14 protein-coding genes and 1 pseudogene are annotated in these 20,939 nt (G+C 59.8%); 9 read left to right on the top strand and 6 right to left on the bottom strand.

Annotation, left to right across the window (positions count from 1 at the left end; genetic code table 11):
- Positions 1-159 precede the first annotated feature (159 nt).
- The 6 genes and pseudogenes from WA845_RS17340 to ligD all read left to right on the top strand — a co-directional run bounded on the left by WA845_RS17340 (position 160) and on the right by ligD (position 8,575).
- The gene (locus WA845_RS17340) at positions 160-1,263 is read left to right on the top strand and encodes a hypothetical protein (RefSeq protein WP_048902936.1); all 1,104 of its coding nucleotides are present in this window, start codon (positions 160-162) and stop codon (positions 1,261-1,263) included.
- Between the two features lie 185 nt (positions 1,264-1,448).
- Entirely contained in the window at positions 1,449-3,788 is a 2,340-nt protein-coding gene (locus WA845_RS17335; RefSeq protein WP_337322479.1) for a bifunctional diguanylate cyclase/phosphodiesterase, read from the top strand.
- Positions 3,789-4,034: 246 nt separating this feature from the next.
- A complete protein-coding gene (locus tag WA845_RS17330) occupies positions 4,035-4,928 on the top strand; it encodes an SDR family oxidoreductase (protein WP_111814135.1) in 894 nt (297 codons plus the stop codon).
- A 41-nt stretch (positions 4,929-4,969) separates the two neighbouring features.
- A complete protein-coding gene (locus WA845_RS17325; protein ID WP_004444758.1) occupies positions 4,970-5,257 on the top strand; it encodes a hypothetical protein in 288 nt (95 codons plus the stop codon).
- Positions 5,254-6,081 carry a non-homologous end joining protein Ku gene (ku, locus tag WA845_RS17320; protein ID WP_337322478.1) on the top strand — a complete coding sequence of 276 codons (828 nt, stop codon included), beginning with the start codon at positions 5,254-5,256 and terminating at the stop codon, positions 6,079-6,081. Before WA845_RS17325 ends, ku (WA845_RS17320) begins: the two co-directional genes overlap by 4 nt.
- 3 nt (positions 6,082-6,084) lie before the next feature.
- Positions 6,085-8,575 (top strand): annotated as a pseudogene (gene ligD / locus WA845_RS17315) (DNA ligase D).
- Positions 8,576-8,584: 9 nt separating this feature from the next.
- Here the strand turns inward: ligD and ku (WA845_RS17310) are convergent.
- From ku (WA845_RS17310) to WA845_RS17300, 3 genes are all read right to left on the bottom strand, one after another.
- Positions 8,585-9,376 carry a non-homologous end joining protein Ku gene (gene ku, locus WA845_RS17310; protein ID WP_269842894.1) on the bottom strand — a complete coding sequence of 264 codons (792 nt, stop codon included), beginning with the start codon at positions 9,374-9,376 and terminating at the stop codon, positions 8,585-8,587.
- 90 nt (positions 9,377-9,466) lie between these two features.
- Positions 9,467-10,471 (bottom strand): inorganic phosphate transporter, encoded by a 1,005-nt coding sequence (locus tag WA845_RS17305; protein ID WP_004444749.1) that lies wholly within the window; start codon positions 10,469-10,471, stop codon positions 9,467-9,469.
- On the bottom strand, positions 10,471-11,115 hold the full coding sequence (locus WA845_RS17300) for a DUF47 domain-containing protein (protein ID WP_100911481.1): 645 nt from the start codon (positions 11,113-11,115) through the stop codon (positions 10,471-10,473). Before WA845_RS17300 ends, WA845_RS17305 begins: the two co-directional genes overlap by 1 nt.
- Positions 11,116-11,228: 113 nt before the next feature.
- On the opposite strand from WA845_RS17300, the gene WA845_RS17295 reads away from it, so the two are divergent.
- On the top strand, positions 11,229-11,771 hold the full coding sequence (locus WA845_RS17295) for an NUDIX hydrolase (protein WP_337322477.1): 543 nt from the start codon (positions 11,229-11,231) through the stop codon (positions 11,769-11,771).
- A gap of 57 nt (positions 11,772-11,828) precedes the next feature.
- On the opposite strand, the gene WA845_RS17290 is transcribed toward WA845_RS17295, so the two are convergent.
- Together WA845_RS17290 and WA845_RS17285 are read right to left on the bottom strand one after the other, a co-directional pair.
- The gene (locus WA845_RS17290; protein ID WP_337322476.1) at positions 11,829-15,014 is read right to left on the bottom strand and encodes an efflux RND transporter permease subunit; all 3,186 of its coding nucleotides are present in this window, start codon (positions 15,012-15,014) and stop codon (positions 11,829-11,831) included.
- Position 15,015: 1 nt separating this feature from the next.
- Entirely contained in the window at positions 15,016-16,164 is a 1,149-nt protein-coding gene (locus WA845_RS17285; protein WP_337322475.1) for an efflux RND transporter periplasmic adaptor subunit, read from the bottom strand.
- 595 nt (positions 16,165-16,759) lie between these two features.
- Here WA845_RS17285 and WA845_RS17280 point away from each other — a divergent pair.
- Positions 16,760-17,632 carry a DUF535 family protein gene (locus WA845_RS17280; protein WP_337322499.1) on the top strand — a complete coding sequence of 291 codons (873 nt, stop codon included), beginning with the start codon at positions 16,760-16,762 and terminating at the stop codon, positions 17,630-17,632.
- Here WA845_RS17280 and WA845_RS17275 read toward each other — a convergent pair.
- On the bottom strand, positions 17,605-18,525 hold the full coding sequence (locus tag WA845_RS17275) for a hydrogen peroxide-inducible genes activator (protein WP_337322474.1): 921 nt from the start codon (positions 18,523-18,525) through the stop codon (positions 17,605-17,607). The two genes, WA845_RS17280 and WA845_RS17275, sit on opposite strands and share 28 nt — an antisense overlap.
- Positions 18,526-18,730: 205 nt before the next feature.
- On the opposite strand from WA845_RS17275, the gene katG reads away from it, so the two are divergent.
- Positions 18,731-20,902, top strand: coding sequence for a catalase/peroxidase HPI (katG, locus tag WA845_RS17270; protein WP_125270705.1), 2,172 nt, complete (start codon positions 18,731-18,733; stop codon positions 20,900-20,902).
- Positions 20,903-20,939: the final 37 nt, after the last annotated feature.

The following is a 20,939-nucleotide window of genomic DNA, read 5'->3' as shown; positions in this document are numbered from 1 at the left end:
AATACAGCGCCGGGACGGGAGATAGCCGCGCACCATCCCGTAATTTCAGGGGGTTTTCTCAAGGACTTCATCGGTTTAGACCGTGCGGCAACTTTTCCTTCCGTCGGGCGAGAGTCGCGAACTCCGCTCACCTACCTCCCGAAGAATGCGTTGACGACTATGAACCTTGCACAGATAAAACTTCCGTCTCGGCCACTCAGCCTCAAACGTGGCGTCATTTCGGTGCCGGCTGCCTATTACTTCTCCGTTCCCGTGCTTCTCGTAATCACGATTGTCATGCTGGTAGCCGAAGGCCCGGGCGTCGTGCGTGACTACAAGATCAGCCAGGATCCGCTGGAGATTGAAAACGGCGATATCAGCGGCAGCTGCAAGACACGCAAAGCGATCTTCACGACCTGCAAGGCCGATCTTTCCTACGACCATGCGGGCGTGAGCTACAAGAAGGATGTCGAGGTCATGTTCGTCGATCTCCATTCCGGCGATTACGAAACCGGGCTGGTCATCTCCGCGAAGAACCCGGAACTCGCAACGATTTCGCTGGGTCTGGACATGCTCTGGAACCGCATCATTACACTCGGCGTGTTCGTCTTTCTGCTTGGTTTCGGCAGTCTCGCCATGCTGTTCACACTTGTCCGCATGCTGCGGGTCCGCCTGCAGCTACGCAACCCGGCGCCCTTGACCGTTATTCCGGTGGCGCTGACGGCCGTTGCCGAAAAACGCAGCCGTCTTTTCGTGACCTATGCCGATACGGTCAGAGACGATAAAACCAAGCGGCAATCCTTCACGCATCTGGAACGGGGTCGCATTCCCGTTGTCATAGGCAATACCGGCAAACAGGATGTGGCGCTTGCAGTCCTGCATGGTAACGGCGCCTTGCCTGTCCTGCTTGACGATCAGCTGGAGCGGATCGACCTGACGGAACAGGAGCGCGCGGAAGCTCTCGCATCGCTTGCCCCGATGGTCGCGCACGAGACACAGGAGGCTGCCGCCGCCCAGGCCGCGTCGATGAACAAGGGGCCCGGCCTCCTGCGCAGGCTCGGGACTTTCGTCGCCATTCTCGCCGTCATCATCGTGGCGGTCATGGGCTACTGGCTGTGGTATGTCACAAGCGCTCCGTCGCAATTCAACTCCCCCGGCATGGACATCAACAACATGCTGCCGGCGGCACTCAACGAGTGGGGCTGCGCCCGCCTGCAAGAACGCTTCTCTGACGGCCGGGCTCCGTTTGGCTGCGCCGCTGCGGATTATCAAAGCTGGAAATAAAGGGTTTTCCTTTTTACCGTCGGGTTGGTTTGCCAAAAGCGTTACAGCCTGGCACACCGGCCCGGGCTCTACTCAGGATTCTGGACGAGAAGAGGCCGTTATCAGTAGTTGCATTAGAGATTTATAAATAAACCACTTTCATAGTGCCATCGTGAGCGGTTCTTCAGAGGCTGGGAGAGTGCATCATGTTCACGGTGCTGGAATGCGTTGCCGTCCAACACGATCGGGAGATCGTGCTTCTTGCGGCATTGATCTGTCTGCTGGGAATGCTCGCCTTTTTTCACCTCCTGTTGCGCGCTGAGGAAAGTCCCTCCAGCCGAAAGCCCTATTGGATCCTGGTTGCCGCCTTCGCGGCGGGGCTCAGCGTCTGGGCCACCCATTTTGTCGCCATGCTTGCCTATAAGGGCACTGTTCCCATCGGCTTCGATTTTTACTTCACCGCGCTTTCGGCGGTTCTTGCCGTGCTCGGCTTCTGGCTGGCGCTTACCGCCCGCACGCAGGCAATTTTCGGCCCGGTCATCGCCGCCACCCTGGTGACGCTCTCCGTTGCCGTCATGCATTTCGTCGGAATGGCGGGAATAGATGTCGCCGCCACGGTCAGCTACGATTGGGGGGCTGTTCTTGGCGGTTTTGCCGTCGCCTGGGCGTTTTTTCTTCTGTCCTCCTGGCTGTTTCACCGCCTCGGCTCCTGGAAACGTATCGTTTTTCCCACCGCCGCGTCGATCCTTGCAATCTGCGCGCTGCATTTCACTGCCGTGTCAGCCACCGTTCTCTCGCCCGATCCGTCCATTTCCGGACCAGACCCCGACAATTTCGGCCGGCTGATCATGATCGGCGCGGTTTCCGGCGTGACATTCCTGATCCTTTCCGCAACCGCGACCGCGGCGCTCGTGGACCGGTATCTCGTCGACCTCAAGGGTCTCGTCGACGCGACACTGGACGGTCTTGCGGTCGTGCGCGATGGCCGCATCGTCGAGCTGAATACGCGTTTCGCAGGCCTGCTGGGGCGCGATGAAACGTCGCTGGTTGGAAAGAATCCCGATGAACTTTTCCGGGCCACGGATGGGCAACCCGTCTATGTACCCCGTAATGCGCCCGTAGAGGCCATACGTGAGCGCGCCGACCGCGCGCAGGTGTTCGAACTCGCCGTGCGCACCATCGAATACCGAGGTCGTCCCTGCGAGGTCATGGCCATTCGCGACCTGACGGAGAAGCGTGAGGCGCAGCGGGAGATCGAATATCTTGCCCGCCACGATGTGCTGACCGGCCTTTCCAATCGCACCATGTTCCAGACGCGGCTGCGCCAGCAGATCGAACATTGCGGCGAGGGCGACGAATTTGCGTTGCTGGCGCTCGATCTCGACCGCTTCAAGGCGGTCAACGATATATTCGGCCACGCCGAAGGCGACAGGGTTCTCAAGAAAGTCGCGGCGATTCTCGATGAATGCGCGAGATCTGGAGATGTGGTCGCCCGGCTCGGTGGTGATGAGTTCGTCATTCTGACCGCGCGGCATACCAAGGCGGAAGAAGCGCGCCTGCTTGCCGAGACGATCCTCGCCATGTTCGCCCTGAAAATGAATGCCGCCAATGATCCGACCGCCGTCGGTGTCAGCATCGGTATTGCCGTCTTTCCACGCGACGGAAAAGATGACGAAAGCATCCTGCATGCCGCCGATCTCGCGCTTTATCGGGCCAAGATGGGCGGCCGTGGCATATTGGCCTTTTATGACCCACTGATGGATCAGGAGGCGCGCGAGCGTCGCCAGCTCGAGACTGATCTGAGGCTGGCAATCAATCGTGATGAACTCGTGCTGAATTACCAGCCGGTCCTTTCCGTCGAATGCGGTGAGGTCGTCGGTTATGAGGCGCTGGTACGCTGGCAGCATCCCACAAGAGGCGTGGTGCCGCCGGACGTGTTCATCCCGATCGCCGAGGAAAGTGGTATCATCATCTCGCTCGGCGAATGGGTGCTGCGCGAGGCCTGCCGTCAGGCGAACACCTGGGCGCCGCATCTGAAAATCGCGGTCAATGTGTCGCCGCTGCAATTTTCACTGGCCAATCTGGGCCATGTCGTCTGCACCATCCTGATGCAGACCGGCCTTTCGCCCAACCGGCTGGAACTGGAGATCACCGAAGCTGCCCTGCTGAAAGACCGCAAGGCGACGCTGACAATTCTGACCCAGCTCAAAGCGCTTGGCGTTGCCATTGTCATGGATGATTTCGGTACGGGTTATTCTTCACTTAGCAACCTGCAGAGCTTCCCTTTCGACAAGATCAAGATCGATCGCAGCTTCATTGCCGCCATGAGCGATGACGACAATGCCCGCGCTATCGTGCGCGCGGTTATCGGCCTTGGTCGCAGCCTCGATCTGCCGGTAACGGCGGAAGGAATCGAAACCGATGCGCAATATCGCATGGTTGTCGATGAAGGATGCGCGCAGGCTCAGGGCTATCTCTTTGGCAAGCCGGATGTGGCGCCGGCACAGGCCGCGGGCACAACCACCCGGAAGAAATATACCGTTTGAGGAAGGCGAGGCAGCGCGTGGGGCGCGCTGCCGGCCATCTCCATGTCGGCCATCCACGCTCGGCCATTCATCCTCCCAGCCTGATTTCATGGAACGAGAGCCTGCGCAGATCGTTAGGATTGCGTGTGGCGCGCCGTGTTGTCCGTGCCACTTCCGGCGCCGAACAACCGCTCGGACAAAGCTGTCGGATCAGCTTTTCCCGGGCCGCGCGCGACGAATGGACACCTTTTGTTGGGAGAGCCCGCAATGACAGACCGCCTCGAGCCCCAGGATCCGCGCAGCCAGTATCCGCGCCCGCCTTTTTCGACGCCGGAGCAGGAGATGCCGGGTCTCGTGACCAACATGACGCCCCTGCCGGATCATGGGGAGAAGACCTACAGGGGCTCGGGCAAGCTTGCCGGTCGCAAGGCGCTGATAACGGGCGGCGATTCCGGCATCGGCCGTGCGGTGGCGATCGCTTTCGCACGAGAAGGAGCGGATGTCGCGATCTCCTACCTTCCTGAAGAGGAATCCGACGCCGAGGAGGTGGTCGCGCTCATCGAGGCGGAAGGCCGTCTGGCGGTGGCGTTACCCGGCGACATTACCGATGAAGGCTGGTGTCGCGAGCTGGTCGAAAAAGCGGCTGGCGATCTCAACGGCCTGGATATTCTGGTAATCAATGCCGCAAGACAGCAATATCGCGAGGGCATCGAGGAACTGTCGACCGAAGATTTCGACCGCACGATGAAGACCAATCTCTATGCTCTTCACTGGATTGCGCAGGCCGCCGTTCCCCATCTCAAGCCAGGCGCTTCCGTTATCACCACGGCCTCGATACAGGCCTACGAGCCTTCTGCAATCCTCTTGGATTATGCGACCACAAAAGCGGGCATCGTGGCCTACACCAAAGCGCTGGCGAAGCAGCTGATAGACAAGGGGGTGCGCGCCAACGCTGTCGCACCGGGCCCGTTCTGGACGGCGCTGCAACCGAGCGGCGGCCAGCCCACCGAAAAGGTGCGCAATTTTGGCAAGGATAGCGATTTTGGCCGCCCCGGCCAGCCGGTGGAGCTTGCGCCGGTCTATGTCCTGCTCGCATCGCAGGACGGCAGTTTTATCAATGGTGAGGTTTACGGCGTGACCGGCGGCAAGGGTATTGCCTGAGACAATGACTCAGGCGCCAGCTGGCTGTTCGAGGAGCAGACATGAAAAGGCACGAACGACGTTCACAAACGGACGCAAAACCCTTCGATGTGCGCGACCGGCTTATACTGGCCCTTTACGCGCAGCTTAAGGCGGAAAGGCAGACGAGAGAGGCCATGGAATGGGTCATTCGCAATGGCGGCCTTTCCCCTGAAGTGCTGGAAGCCATGGCGTCCGACCCTGTGCCGGTTCTTGCGGAAGCTGACGTTCCTGCCATCGAGCGCATTCTTGCCGCAGACCGGAATGGCGGCCGCTCGTCGCGTAACGACAATCACGGGCGGGCGTCATGAACAGGAGGGCGAGCTGGAAAGGCCATCTGGTCTTTGGTGATTTGAATTGTGAAATCGGTCTTTATTCCGCGCTGACCTCGTCGGAGAAAATCTCGTTCAACATCGTCAACCGCAAGACGGGTCACCGCGTAGAGCGGCAATATGTGGATAGTGATACCGGCGAGGCGGTCGAACGGGACGAGCAGGTCAAGGGCTACGAACGCGATAATGGCGATTACATCGTCATCGAGGGTGACGAAATCTCAAAGCTGATGCCGGAAAATGACAAGGTCATCCGTATCCGGCATTTCCTCCAGTGCGACGACATAGACAAGCTTTATTTCGACAGGTCCTATTATCTAGCGCCGACACAGGAAGGTGGCGAGGAGGCGCTGACCCTTCTCGCCAGAGCGATGGAAGACGAAAATGTTGCTGCTCTCGGAGAGGCCGTGCTGTTCCGTCGCAACCGCGTGGTGCTCATTCGCCCGAGCGGCAGGGCGCTCGTCGCAACCACGCTGAACTTCGGTTACGAGGTGCGGGCAGAGAACACGGTCTTCAAATCCATCCCGGACATCGAGTTCGATGATGAAATGCTGGAACTTGCCGGTCATATCATCGAAACGCGGGCCGGCACCTTCGATCCCTCCGATTATAGCGACCGTTACAACGATGCCCTTGCGGAGCTGGTGAAAGCCAAGATTGAAGGCCGGGAAATCCGCAAGCGGGCACCGCAGAAACAGGACAATGTGATTGATCTCAAGGAGGCGCTTCGTCGCAGCGCAAGGGAAGACACCGGAAAAACAGCGAAGCCGTCAGGCCGCAAGACGTCGCGGAAAGCGAGCTGATCCATGGGATTGCAAACCTATAACGCCAAACGCAGCTTCGACAAGACCCCTGAGCCCAAAGGGACGAAGGCCGACGCCGAAGGGTCGAGCTTCGTCATCCAGAAACATGATGCCCGCAGGCTGCATTACGATTTTCGTCTGGAAATGGATGGGGTGCTGAAGAGCTGGGCGGTCACGCGAGGCCCAAGCCTTGATCCGGAAGAAAAACGCCTTGCCGTGCACGTGGAAGACCATCCGCTCAGTTATGGCGATTTCGAGGGTGTCATCCCAAAAGGACAATATGGTGGCGGAACCGTCATCGTTTGGGATCGCGGCGTCTGGCGGCCGATCGGCGACGCCAGAAAGGGCTATCGAAAAGGCCATCTCGAATTCGAGCTGGAAGGCGAGAAGCTGAGAGGCCGCTGGCATCTCGTGCGTATGCACGGAAAGCCTGGCGAAAAGCGGGAAAACTGGCTGCTGATCAAGGGCGATGATGACGAGGCGCGGCACGACGGCGGTGCCGATATTCTGGAAGAGCGGCCGGAATCGGTGAAAACCGGTCGCAGCGTCGAAGATGTCGCTTCAAAACCCAAGGACACGTGGAATTCCAAACCCGTTTCGAAAAAGGCCACGGCATCCTCTTCAGGCCGGAAGCAGGCGCATGACTTACCCAGGGGCGCGTAAACAGGCGCTTCTGTCCTTCGTGCCGCCGGCGCTTGCCACGCTGAAGCCGAAACCGCCTGGCGGCGATCGCTGGCTGCACGAAATCAAGTTCGACGGATACCGACTGCAGGTCCGGCTCGACCACGGCAAACTCCAGCTCCTGACCCGTAGTGGCCTGGACTGGACAGAGAAATTTGGGGATGCGGTGGCCCGCGCGTTGAAGGCCTTGCCCGCCGGAACAGCCCTGATCGACGGTGAAATCGTCGTGGAACGGGACAGCGGCGCATCCGACTTTTCAGCCCTGCAACAGGATTTAAGTGAAGGGCGCAGCGACCGTTTCGTCTTCTACGCCTTCGATCTTCTGTATCTCGATGGGTCCGACCTGCGCGGCGCAGCGCTCACTGAACGCAAGGCTCTCCTCGAAAAACTCCTTCCGGCGGGCAATCCGCAGCTGCGTTACAGCGAACATTTCGAGGAGAGCGGCGCGCTGGTCTTGGACCACGCCTGTCGTCTCAGCCTCGAAGGGGTGATCTCCAAGGTCAAGGACAGCAAATATGTCTCCGGCCGCAAGGGTGAGTGGGTGAAATCGAAATGTTCGATGCGGCAGGAATTCGTCATCGGTGGTTATACGGTTTCTTCCACTTCGGATCATGCCATCGGTTCACTGGCCCTCGGCGTCTATGAAAAGGGCAAGCTGCGCCATGTGGGCCTTGTCGGTACGGGTTACACCGGCGAGGTGGCTGAGATGCTGCTCGGACGCCTGAAGCCGCTCGCGCAAAAGGAAAGCCCCTTCGGAGAAAAGCTGACCGCGCTTGCACGTCGCGACCTTCACTACGTCAAACCGGAACTCGTGGCGGAGGTCGAATTCCGGGCGTGGTCGGGCGATGGCAATCTGCGGCACGCCTCATTCCGAGGACTGCGCGAGGATAAGCCTGCTCAAGAAATCGAACGCGAGGAGAAGGCCGTGAACGACACCAGACCGCCGCAGTCTGCCATCCAATTCACTCACCCGGACCGCCTTTACTGGCCGGATGACGGCGTGACGAAGGAAGGTCTTGCCGATTATTATGCCCAGGTCTGGAAGCAGATGGCGCCCTTCGTGGTAAACAGGCCGCTGGCGCTGCTGCGCTGCCCGGAGGGTATAGAAGGGCAGCGGTTTTTCCAGAAACACGCCTGGCGCGGCATCAACAAGGCCATCGAACAGATCAGGGATCCCAAGGACAAGGCCGGCGAACCACTGATCCGCATCACCGATTTTGATGGCATGATGGCGCTCGTGCAGTCTGCGGCGCTTGAAATCCACCCATGGGGAGCGACCACCGCGAGCTGGGAAAAGCCGGATATGATCACCATGGATATCGATCCCGCCGAGGATGTCTCCTGGGAGGATGTGATAGAGGCGGCGCTTGAACTGAAGCAACGTTTTGAAGCGGCGGGTCTGGCAGCTTTCGTCAAGACATCAGGCGGCAAGGGGCTTCATGTGGTTGCCCCGCTGAAGCCGCAGGCGGGCTGGACGGCCGTCAAGGCATTTGCCAAAGCCATGGCCGCAGACATGTCGAAGGCCGAGCCGGACAGGTATCTCTCGGTTGCAACCAAGGCAAAACGCAAAGGCCGCATTTTCATCGACTATCTGCGCAACGGTCGCGGCAATACCGCGGTGGCGCCTTATTCGACCCGGGCGCGGCCGGGTGCGGCGGTCTCCGCCCCCCTCGAATGGTCCGAACTCACGGCCGATATCGGTCCTGCCCACTTCACGGTCAACAATATCGGGGCACGTCTTGCCGCATTGAAGAAAGATCCCTGGGAGGGCTTTTTTGCCGCCGCGGAGGCTTTGCCGAAAAAGGCACGCTAAGACAGCGTCTCAGCGCTTCTTTTCGGCCGCGATGCTTTTCTTCAAGGCGTCCATGATGTTGATGACGTTGCCGCCGGTTCGGGCCTTGGTGCCGGCCTTCTTGTTCGAGGCGGGCGCCTCATTGCCTTTGCTCTTGAGCAGCGACCTGATCTTTTTCTGGATCGGGTCCTGAACCAACGTTGGTTTCCACTCCGTCATCTGGCTGGAAATGCGTTTTTCCATGGCCTGCAGCAGCGGCTTTTCAAGTTTCATCTTCGGATCGAGAGCGTCAATGCTTTCGCGCACCTCCTCGCCGTAGTGCAATGTCCACAGGATGATACCCTTGCCGGAAGGTTCCAGCAGCACGGCCCGTTCCCGCCGGTAGAGCACAAGCCGGGCAATGCCGAAAACGCCGTTTGCCGTCATGGCCTCGCGAATGACGCTGAAGGCTTCGGCGCCGATCTTGTCTTCCGGGCGAAGAAAGTGCGGTCGGTCGTACCAGATCCAGTCTATGGAGCCTTTTGGCACGAAGGTCTTGATATCGATCGTGCGGGTACTTTCGAGCGCCACCGCATCGATCTCGTCATCCTCGAGCAGCACATAATCGCCCTCGCCACGGGGAAAACCCTTCACCTGGTTTTTCGCTGCAACGGGGCGGTGTGTGACGCTGTCGACGTAACGGCTTTCGACGCGATTGCCGGTCTTGCGATTGAGAACGTGGAAGCGGTATTTGTTGCCTTCTGTCGTTGCAGGTGTCAGCGATACGGAGGCCGTCACCAGCGACAGCTTCAGATAACCCTTCCAGAAAACCTGACGTGCCATTTCCCGCGATCCGCTTGCCCGTTGATCTCCCGGATCAAACATCCACGGTGTGGTTTTTGTTCCGGGAGGGGCCGATGGGGCAGGGGAGTGTCAGCCGAACAGCGACGTCAGCCAGTAAACGGAAGCGGAAATCAGTGCCGCTGCCGGCATGGTCACGATCCAGGCGATGACGATGTTGCCGGCCAGTCCCCAACGCACCGCGGAGACGCGGCGTGCGGCCCCGACGCCGACGATGGCGCCGGTGATGGTGTGCGTGGTGGAGACCGGGATGCCGAGCCAGGTGGCGCCGAACAGCGTCAATGCGCCGCCGGTTTCAGCGCAGAAACCCTGCATCGGGTTGAGCCGCGTGATCTTTGAACCCATCGTATGCACGATGCGCCAGCCGCCGAACAAGGTGCCGAGCGCCATGGCAGACTGGCAGGAAATCACCACCCAGAAGGGCACGTAGAAACTCTCCCCGAGATGTCCCTGGCTGAACAGCAGCACGGCGATGATGCCCATGGTCTTCTGCGCGTCATTGCCGCCGTGGCCCAGCGAATAAAGCGAGGCGGAGATGAACTGCATGACGCGGAAGGTGCGATCGACTGCAAAGGGCGTCTGCCGCACGAAAAGCCACGATACCGCAAGCACCAGAAGCAGCGCGAGGAAAAATCCGATCGCCGGTGACATGAAGATGGCGCCGACTGTCTTCAGCAGACCCGACCAGACGATGGAATTGAAGCCGACCTTTGCCAGACCTGCGCCAACGAGGCCGCCGATCAAGGCGTGCGACGAACTGGAGGGGATGCCGAAAATCCAGGTGACGATGTTCCAGACGATCGCGCCGATCAGCGCCGCGAAAATCACCTGCGGAGATACGATGGCCGGATCGATGATGCCGGTGCCGAGCGTTTCCGCCACATGCAGGCCGAAGAAGAGGAAGGCTATGAAATTGAAGAAGGCAGCCCACGCAACGGCATATTGCGGCCGCAGCACCCGGGTGGAAACGATCGTGGCAATGGAATTTGCGGCGTCGTGAAGACCGTTCAGAAAATCGAAGAACAGTGCAATGGCGATGAGGCCGACAAGCAGCGGCAGTGCAAGTGCGACATCCATCAGACGTTCTCGATAACGATGCCGCTGATCTCGTTGGCCACATCCTCGAAGCGGTCAACCACCTTTTCGAGTTCGCCGTAGATCTCGCTGCCGATCATGTAGGCCATGGCATTGCCGGCGGCGCCATGGCGGCGGAACAGGTCTTTCAGTCCCTGGTCGTGCAGGTCGTCGGAGCGCCCCTCGACGCGGGTGATCTCTTCGGCGATGGATGACAGGCGCTGGGCATTGGTGCCGACCTTTTCCAGAAGCGGAATGGCCTCTGCGATCAGGCTCGCCGCGCGCACGATCTCATGGCCCATCTCCTTCATCAGCGGGTCGAATTCGCTCTGCTCGAAGAGACGGATGGTTTTGACCGTTTTGTGCATCATGTCGATGGCGTCATCCATGGACTGGATAAGGTCCTTGATATCGCCGCGGTCGAAAGGCGTAATGAAACTGCGTCGCACTGCAAGCAACACGTCGCGGGTGATGTCGTCCGCCTGATGTTCGAGGGCAACGATGAGATCGCAGTTCTTTTCGACATCGACGCCGCTCAACAGGCTGTCCAGGGCTTCGGCCGCTTTGATGACGGTTTCGGAATGTTTGCTGAACAGATCGAAGAAACGATCCTCGCGCGGCATCAGTTTGCGGAAAATGCTCATCATGCGAATTGGCCCTCGGTGGCGCTTTTTATGTTGTGGGGGGTAATTGTCATAAAACTGTCATAAATGCACGCGGGGCATTGATGCAACCCGGAAAATCAGCACTATCAACGGATATGAAATCGACGAAAAAAAGCCGGAAATCCCGCCCGGCCCGCCCCCTGACATTGCTTCAGCAGCTTGCTGCGGTTCCGGAAAAGCTCTTCACAGGCGCTTTCCGGCAGCAATATGCCGCGCTGTGCTTTCGATATGGCGGGGGCGATGACAATGTCGAAATCCTGCTTGTCACGTCACGCACCAGCGGCCGCTGGATCATTCCGCGCGGCTGGCCGATGAAGCGCAAGAAGCCCCATGAGGCCGCGGCAATCGAGGCTTGGGAAGAGGCCGGTGTTCGTGGCCGGGTCAGAAAGGAAGCGGTCGGCCGCTATACCTATCTCAAGATGCTGGATAATGGCGAAGTCGTGCCCTGCGTCGTGGACGTGTTTCAGATCGAGGTGACGGGCGCGGAAGCCAAATTCAAGGAGCGTGGCGAGCGCTTGGTGGAATGGGTTCGCCCGGACGAGGCGGCAAGAAGGGTCAGGGATATCGAGCTGAAATCGCTGCTGGTCGATTTCAGGCCAAAGGGCAAACGGAAGGGCCGCACGGGCGAAGGGGGATGAATATCTGCCGCATCGCCTGGCTGAACCGACGACTAATGTGGGCGTAAAACGACAGGCTCAAATCTGCCGGATATCTTTCGGCAGGTGAAGCTCATGCTGAAGAAACTGCATCTGTCGATCCGACACGTCTTGCTCATCCGCCTCGTCCAGCGGTTTCGGCAGCAGTCGGGCGAAACGCGTGCTGATGCTGTCGATATAGGACAGGATGGTCGGCACGACGATCAGGGTGAGAAAGGTGGAACTGATGAGGCCGCCCACCACCGCATGGGCCATCGGCGCGCGCTGCGCGCCGCCTCCACCTATGGCGAGCCCGAGAGGGATCATGCCGAAGATCATCGCGAGCGTCGTCATGATGATCGGCCTGAAGCGGATCACACCCGCATTTTCCAGCGCCTCGTTCAGCGAAAGGCCGCGCCGCCGTTCACGATTGGCGAAATCGACCAGCAATATGCCATTCTTGGTCACGAGGCCCATCAGCATGATGAAGCCTATCAGCGAGAACATGTTGATCGTACTGCCGGCCACCATAAGGCCGGCGAGGGCGCCGACAAGCGAGAGCGGCAGCGACGCCATGATGGCGAGTGGTTGCATGAAGCTGCCGAACTGCGAGGCAAGGACGATGTAGATGAAGATGACCGCCATGGTCAGCGCTGTCACCATATGGCCCACGGTTTCCTCCATTGTTTGGGCCTCGCCGCCGAAGCGTATGCGGTAACCATCCGGCAGATCGCGATGCGCTGTGAGGTTCTGCAACGCTTCCGTCAGATCGCCTAGCGTGAGGCCGGCAATATCGGCCGTGACCAGCACCTCGCGGCGATTGTCGATACGGCGGATTTCCGCCGGTGCCGGAACGACGTTGATCTCGGCGACCTGATCGAGACGCACCATGACGGGGGCGCCGTTTGACGTGGTCCGTCCGGTTGCGATCATGAGGTCGCTGATCGCCATGACATCGGAACGCCGCTCGGCAGGCAGGCGCAGGACGATGTCGTAGCTGTTGCCGTTCCTGTCCGTCCATTTCGATACGTCTTCGCCGCCGATGAGCGGCGAGAGTGCTGCAGCGAGTTCGGACCTGCTGACACCGAGATCGCTCGCGGCTGCGGATTTCAGGCGTACGGAAAGGATGGGTCTCACGTTGCGGGCGCTGGAGGTCACATCCACAAGGCCCTGGATTTTCTTCATGTCTTCCATCAGGGCGGATGAGATTTTGTCGAGTACCTCCCTGTCGTCGCCGAGAACGCTGAGCTGCACCGGGCTTTCCTCGCCGCCAAGGCCGTCCTGCAGGATCGAGAACTCAATGCCGGGTATGGCCGTCAGGCGTTGGCGGATCGGGTCGGTAAGCGCCAGCGGCGTCCTGCTCCGCATCTCCAGCGGCACGAGCGCCACCTGAATGATGGCGCGATGTTTGCCGGCGGCGCCGCCGGTATTGATCGTGGAATAAAGCGTCTCGACTTCTGGAAACTGCCTGAGCGCCTTTTCGACCTGCCGGACCTTCGCCGTGGTGTAATCCAGCGAAGAGCCGGCCGGTGCGGTAACGGCTATCTGGAAGCGGCCCCCGTCGGCGGTCGGCACGAATTCCGCGCCGAGCAGCGGCACCATGAAGAGGCTACCGATGAAAATGGCGATGGTGGCAAGCAATGTAACGAGCCGATGTCGGAGGGTCCAGCCGATCACGCGTTGGTACCTGCCGGCGAAACGTCCGAAGCCATGATCAAAACGTGCAATCAGGCGACCGATGCGCCCACGTTTCGCGTCAGGCTGTGAATCAGGATCGTACCAGACGCTCGACAGCATCGGATCGAGCGTAAAGGCGACGAAGAGGGAAATGAGCACGGCGGCCGAGACGGTGACGCCGAATTCGTAGAAGAACCGACCCACAATTCCGCCCATGAAGGCGACCGGCAGGAAGACTGTCACGATGGTCGCGGTGGTGGCGATAACCGCAAGCCCGATCTCGTTCGTTCCATCAAGTGCTGCGCGGATATGGGATTTGCCCATGTGAAGATGGCGGGTGATGTTTTCGCGTACCACGATCGCGTCATCCACCAGAATGCCGATGGACAACGTCAGCGCCAGCAGGCTGAGCGTATTGAGCGTGAAGCCGAGGAAATCGATTACTGAAAGCGTGCCAATGATGGCGACGGGCAGGGTCAATCCGGTAATGACCGTGCTGCGCCATGAATTGAGGAAGAGAAAAACGATGGCGATTGCAAGTGCCGCGCCCTCGATCAGGGTTGTCTGCACCTGAGTGACGGATTCCCGGATCGGGATAGACGAATCCGTGACGATGCGCAGTTGCACGTTCTGCGGGGCGAGTTCTCTATTGAGGTCGTCAAGGCGGCTCTTCACGTCCCTTACGACCTGAACGGTGTTGGCATCCTGTATCTTGACGATATCGATCGCCAGTGCCGTCTGGCCGTTGTAAAGGGCGCGGCTTTCCGCGTCGGCCGCCCCTTCGAAAACTGTTGCCACGTCGCAAAGCAGGATCGGCGCTCTGCCGCGCCGCGCCACGACCATATCCAGCAGTGCCTGTGGGGTGTCGATGCGGCCCTGAACCTGAATGGTACGTTCGGAGGTTGGCTCCACGATGCTGCCTGCCGGGCTGTTACCGTTGCCACTGCGCAGCGCATTCGCCACCTCGTTGACGCCAATCGCGAGCGCGCGCATGCGCGTCTCGTCCATTGCAACATCGATCTGCCGCTTTCGGCCGCCGACGAGTGTCGCCTGGCCGACGCCTGAGACGCTGGTCAGTTGCCGCAACACCTTCTGGTCGGCAAGTGTGGTGAGGGCAGGCACATCGAGTGCCGTGGAGCTGATCGCGATCGAAAGGATCGGTTCCGCAGCGGGGTCGAAGCGAGAGATGACCGGCTTTTTCGTGTCTTCCGGCAGATTTGCCTCAATGGCCGCCACCCTGTCACGCACATCCTGTGCGGCGGTCGCGCCTTCAACCTCCAGCTTGAATTTCGCGACCACGACGGATCGCCCCTCATAGGAGGTAGAGGTGATTTCATCCAGACCGCCGACGGTGTTCAGGGCCTCCTCGACCGGACGTGTCACGTCGGTCTCCACCGTCTCCGGTGTCGCGCCTGGATAGGTAATGGCCACCACGACGACGGGCACGTCGACCTTGGGATACTGGTCCAGCCCCAGTCTCTGCAGTGAAAAGAAGCCCAGGACCAGCAGCGCCACCATCATCATGGTGGTGAAAACGGGATGAGTAACGGATATGCGGGTCAGAACCATGTCAGCCCGCCCTGTCTATCGTCACCGCCATATCAGGCTGTAACTCCGGCAACGGCGCGGTGAGGATCGTCTCGCCTCCGTTCAGGCCGGCGGCGATCTCGACGGAGCTTCCACCGTTCCAGCGCGCTCCAAGCGCAACGGCCTGGCGGCGGAGATGGCCGTTCAGCACCTTGAGAACATGATAGCCTGTCTCATCCTTGCGAAGCGCGATGGCGGGAACTACCAGCGCGTCGTTTTTTTCCCGCAGAAGGATCGATCCGCTTGCGAACATTCCGCCCCATAACCTGCCGTCAAGGTTGGCAAGCCGCAGATAGACCGCGACGAAACGCGTCCCCTCTTCGGCAAGAGGATTGATGCGGTCGACGGTGCTCCTGACGACGTCCCCACTTAGCCCGTCGATCTCCAGGTCGGCCGTCTGGCCGAGTGCGATGCGGGGAACATCGCGGGTGGCTACGAGGACTTTTGCTTCCAGCATGCTGCTGTCCACCAGCGTCAGAAGTTCGCCATCGGCGCTGATCCGCGACCCCGTCTCTGCCACACGTCTGGTAACGGTTCCGTCAAATGGTGCACGGATTTCGGCGTTGCGGACGGCGAGACGGGCAATATCCACCTGTGCCGACAGGCTCTGAACCCTTGCCGTCTTCACCACGACATCGCTTTTCGCCTTGTCGAGTTGCTCTGCCGAGGCAATGTTTTTTGCAGCCAGCTGTTCGGTTCTCGCCAGCGCCTGCATCGCCAGTGTCAGCTCAGCCTCGGCCGCATTCCGGTCGCTTTGCCGGAGCAGCAGCGTTGATTGCAACTCGTCGGTTTCAAAACGCGCAAGCAGGTCGCCCGCCTTGACCGGCTGCCCCTCCCGGACCGTCATCTCAAGTATCTTTCCGGCTTCGCGGGCGCGGATCACAACGCGGCTGATTGGCTGAAGCTCACCGCTAATGCTGAGGCGTTCCGCCATGGAGCGTGTACCGATCTTTGCCGTTTCCTGCTCTGTGAGCTCGAAAGGAATGCCGGCAGGGCTCATAGTAGCCGCCGCCACGACACCCTTGACGCGCTCATTCGCATCCGCGCTTCCGCGTACCGGACCGAGAGCGGTGACGACGAGAACGCAGCCAGCAAGCGCGCCCCCCGCCTTTATCGTTCTCTTCATCCACATAACATTGTTTCTCCAGATAAAACCAATCCGGTAACCGCCGGGTCACGTCGCCTGCGCTCAGGCCGATGGCCAAGGGATAGGCATTCATAATTGCAGCAGCATTACCCGGCCCGAATGCCCGGCGGCATAATGTTGACGTAACGTTACCGGTGCAGAACGCCCGTCAGACTGACCGAACTGAGTTGGTTTGTGGTGTGGAGACGGATCGTGACTGATGGCAAAGGCGCTATGGGCCGGGATGGCGCAGTGTGTCCCTTCTGGAAGACGCCGGTGCCGTGCCGCCACGTGAAAACTCCCTTTCTGGAAAGTCTTCGTTTTTATCACGCACCGCCCGTTTGGTTTCACAGTCATGTCAGCTTGACGGGCCTAATTGGATTGGCGCGGCAAAATCCGGATTCGCAGGTGATTGCTATTATCGAGATGTCCTCCTCCCTCTTTTCCCTTTGCTCTCATTCTCTCTGCAGGTGTCAAAATGTGGCGCGCTGAAACGTCTGCCCTCCGCCGTGCTCATGACCCCGGTGCGCTTGATCCGCTGCCGGCTTACCCGGAAGGTCTCCCAGCCGCTGAGGGGGCGGGAGTGTCTTTTTTGCCGCTTATGACAAGGCTCGCGGGGTTCACCCGGCGGGCACACTGGAAGCGCGGTTTTCTTTTATGGATGCGTTTTGCGGGCAATCCCATCGTGACGCTGCGATGGTGGCGTTTTCTCATGCGGTTTTCGGCAATGGAGCAATTGGCGCTTCCGCACGACGATCTGCTGCAAAAACCTTTCTCGAAATTCCTTATCGCCAATCTGGGCTCTCAGAAACGTCTCGCACTTCTGACCACGAATTTTCACCTCGCCAGGGAGTGCTTTTCGCGCAGTGTGATGGCAGCGATCTGGGCTGGGGATGCCGTCCAGATGTCAGTGATTTCCGGCCGTTCCGACGATTACCGGTGTAGCCTGGCGCTTGCGGACCGCTTTGGGGGCCGGCACGAGGGCGCGTTTGCCGTCCGGTTGATCCGATGCCGGGATGAGGCGACAGTTTGGACAGCAAAGTTCATGTTCGTAAACCGGGGCGATGTCAGGACGATCGTGGTTGGCGGAATGCAGGGGCCGCACGCGGCGAAGCAGGAAATGGTGGCCGTAACGCGTGATCTTTGTGGTCTGCGCCCCAAAGAGGCGGTGTTGATGGTTATGCAGGCCTATCTGGGAAAGGGTGCGCATAGCTTCTTTGCGATCTCGCAGGCCCGGCATCCGATAAACCATCGGCGAAGACGGCGCCAGAAGATGCTGCTTTCGGACATTGACGCTTTCTGGAACGAGCGGCTTGCAATGCCGGAGAGCATGTTCGGGTTCGAAGTGCCCATTTCCACAATGGATGGCAGTGACAAGCGCAGCCGCATCAAGAAGGCTTTTTTCGAGGCTTCGGCCCGACTTTGCGCACCCTGTGCGCCTGACCTCTATCTGGTGGAAACGTTACCGCCCTGAATTTTTTGCAGGCCACAGTCTCGGATGATCTCCGAGATATGAGCGAACTGCGCCGAAAGCGGGTTACTCTTCCGCCACACGATACCGATGGTGCGGGACGGTCGCGGTTCCGCCAGACGGAAGACCGAGACCGTGGACTGCCGGGTCTCCATGTCGACGGCCATCTGTGGAATGAGTGTGACGCCGATGCCGGCGCCGACCATTTGCACCAGGGTGGATAGTGAACTCCCCTCCATCAGCACGCGGGGTGGCGCATTCGTAGTGCTGCAGAAGGATAGCGCCTGATTGCGGAAACAGTGGCCTTCCTCCAGAAGCAGCAGGCGCATTTCGCCGAGCTTGTCGGCGCTCGGCACCGGTATGCCCGCATCCTCCATCGGCCGCACCAGGATGAATTCCTCGGAAAATAGCGGGATTTCCTCCAGCGACGGTTCCGAGACGGGGAGGGCGACGATGGCCATGTCCAGCCGGGCCTCCAGAAGGTCCTCGATCAGTTTTTGCGTTACCGCCTCTCGCGGACGTGCTTCCAGCCCGGGGTAATGTCTCGTAAGCGTCTTGATGACCTGCGGCAGGAGATAGGGAGCAACGGTCGGAATGACGCCGATGCGCAGGCGGCCGCTGAGCGGGCCGTGCCGAGCCCGCGCCAGATCCTGCAGCTCATCGACCGATTGAAGGATCGCGCGGGTGCGCTCGGCAAACTCCTCGCCAAGAGCGGTCAACCTGATCTGCCGGCTGCCTCTTTCGACCAGCGGCGCACCGATCAGTTCTTCCAGTTCACGGATCTGAAGCGAAAGGGCGGGCTGCGAAATGGCGCAGGCCTCGGCAGCACGCCCGAAATGGCCAATCTTCGCCAGAGCGTCAAAATAGCGGAGATGTTTCATGGAGAGCGCAATCATAAGCTCAGCATATCGCAGCCTTTAGAATATACAATTGGAAATTATGGAACCCGCCTGTTAGTCATCATCATGACAGAAAGAGGCTGTAGCTGTGAAAGGCCGTCAGTGTCGTTGCGATTGGCAGTAACCCGTTGCGAACGCTGATTCATACCGCTGCCCGTGTCGAACTTATTTTGTTTAATTGCTAAACCCATCGGAGGGCGAAATGGACGCAACTTCAAAACCGGCTGGCAAATGTCCCGTCATGCACGGAGGCAATACGGCTTCCGGCAAATCGGTGACCGACTGGTGGCCGAACGCGCTGAACCTCGATATTCTTCATCAGCACGACACCAAGACCAATCCGCTAGGCACCTCCTTCAACTATCGCGAAGCGCTGAAGACGCTTGATGTCGAGGCCCTCAAGGCCGATCTTCGGGCCCTGATGACCGATAGCCAGGACTGGTGGCCGGCCGACTGGGGCAGCTATGTGGGTATGATGGCCCGTGTCACCTGGCATGCCGCCGGCTCTTATCGCGTAACGGACGGCCGCGGCGGCGCCAACACCGGCAACCAGCGTTTTGCACCGCTGAATTCCTGGCCTGATAACGTCAACACCGACAAGGGTCGCCGCCTGCTGTGGCCAATCAAGAAGAAATACGGCAACAAGATTTCCTGGGCAGACCTGATCGCGCTCGCCGGCACCATTGCCTACGACGTTGCGGGCCTGAAGACCTTCGGCTTCGCCTTCGGCCGTGAAGACATATGGGCTCCGGAAAAGGACACCTATTGGGGTGATGAAAAGGAATGGCTGGCGCCGAGCGACGGTCGTTACGGCGACGTGACGAAGCCGGAAACGCTGGAAAACCCGCTTGCCGCCGTGCAGATGGGTCTCATTTACGTCAATCCGGAAGGCGTGAACGGCAAATCCGATCCGCTGGCGACGGCGGCGCAGATGCGCGAGACCTTCGCGCGCATGGGCATGAACGACGAGGAAACCGTGGCGCTCACCGCCGGCGGCCACACGATCGGCAAGTCGCACGGCAATGGCAGCGCGGCCAATCTCAGCCCCGATCCGGAAGCCGCAGGCCCGGAATATCAGGGCCTTGGCTGGATCAACACCAAGGGCCGCGGCATCGGTCGTGATACCGTCGTCTCGGGTATCGAAGGCGCGTGGACGAGCCATCCGACCAAGTGGGACAACGGCTTCTTCGACATGCTGTTCAAGCATGAGTGGACGTTGACGCACAGCCCCGCCGGTGCATCGCAATGGGCGCCGATCACCATCGCCGAAGAAGACAAGCCTGTTGACGTCGAGGATGCCTCGATCCGCACCATCCCGATGATGACGGATGCGGACATGGCACTGAAGGTCGATCCGATCTACCGTGAGATTTCGCTGAAGTTCAAGGATGATCAGGATCATTTCTCCGAAGTCTTCGCCCGCGCCTGGTTCAAGCTGACGCACCGTGACATGGGGCCGAAATCCCGTTATTTCGGACCGGATGTTCCCGCAGAAGACCTGATCTGGCAGGACCCGGTGCCTGAAGGCTCGACGAGCTACAATGTGGCTGCCGTACAGGCCAAGATCGCCGCTTCGGGCCTTCCGGTCGCAGATCTGGTTGCCACCGCCTGGGACAGCGCCCGCACCTTCCGCGGTTCAGACAAGCGCGGCGGCGCCAATGGCGCACGTATCCGCCTTGCTCCGCAGAAGGACTGGGAAGGCAACGAGCCCGCCCGTCTTTCCCATGTGCTTTCGGTTCTCGAGCCGATTGCCCGTGAAACCGGTGCGAGCATCGCGGATGTCATCGTTCTGGCCGGCAATTACGGCGTGGAACAGGCCGCGAAAGCGGCCGGCTTCGATATCGCCGTGCCGTTTGCACCGGGCCGCGGCGACGCTTCCGCCGAGCAGACGGATGCCGACAGCTTCGCTCCGCTCGAGCCGCTGGCGGATGGTTTCCGCAACTGGATCAAGAAGGACTATGTTGTCAGCCCCGAAGAACTGCTGCTGGACCGCGCCCAGCTTCTCGGCCTGACTGCGCCGGAACTGACAGTACTTATCGGCGGTCTGCGCGTCATTGGCGCCAATTACGGCGGTGCGACACATGGCGTGTTCACTGACAAGCCCGGCGCCCTGACGACCGACTTCTTCACGACGCTGACGGATATGGCCTATTCCTGGGTCCCGACCGGCAACAATCTCTATGAGATTCGTGATCGCAGGACTGGCGTGGCACGATATACCGCCACTCGTGTCGATCTCGTGATCGGCTCGAACTCGATCCTGCGTGCCTATGCGGAAGTCTACGCACAGGACGACAACAGGGAAAAATTCGTCCGCGACTTCATCGCCGCCTGGACGAAGGTGATGAACGCCGACCGTTTCGATCTTCTGTAACGAGCCTGTTTGCCATTAAAAAGCGCCTCCCTGAGAG

This window comes from Agrobacterium sp. CMT1 (assembly GCF_037203725.1).
GTDB lineage: Bacteria > Pseudomonadota > Alphaproteobacteria > Rhizobiales > Rhizobiaceae > Agrobacterium > Agrobacterium pusense.
The sequence above is the reverse complement of the archived record's forward strand: the minus strand, read 5'-3'. Positions and strand labels throughout refer to the sequence as shown.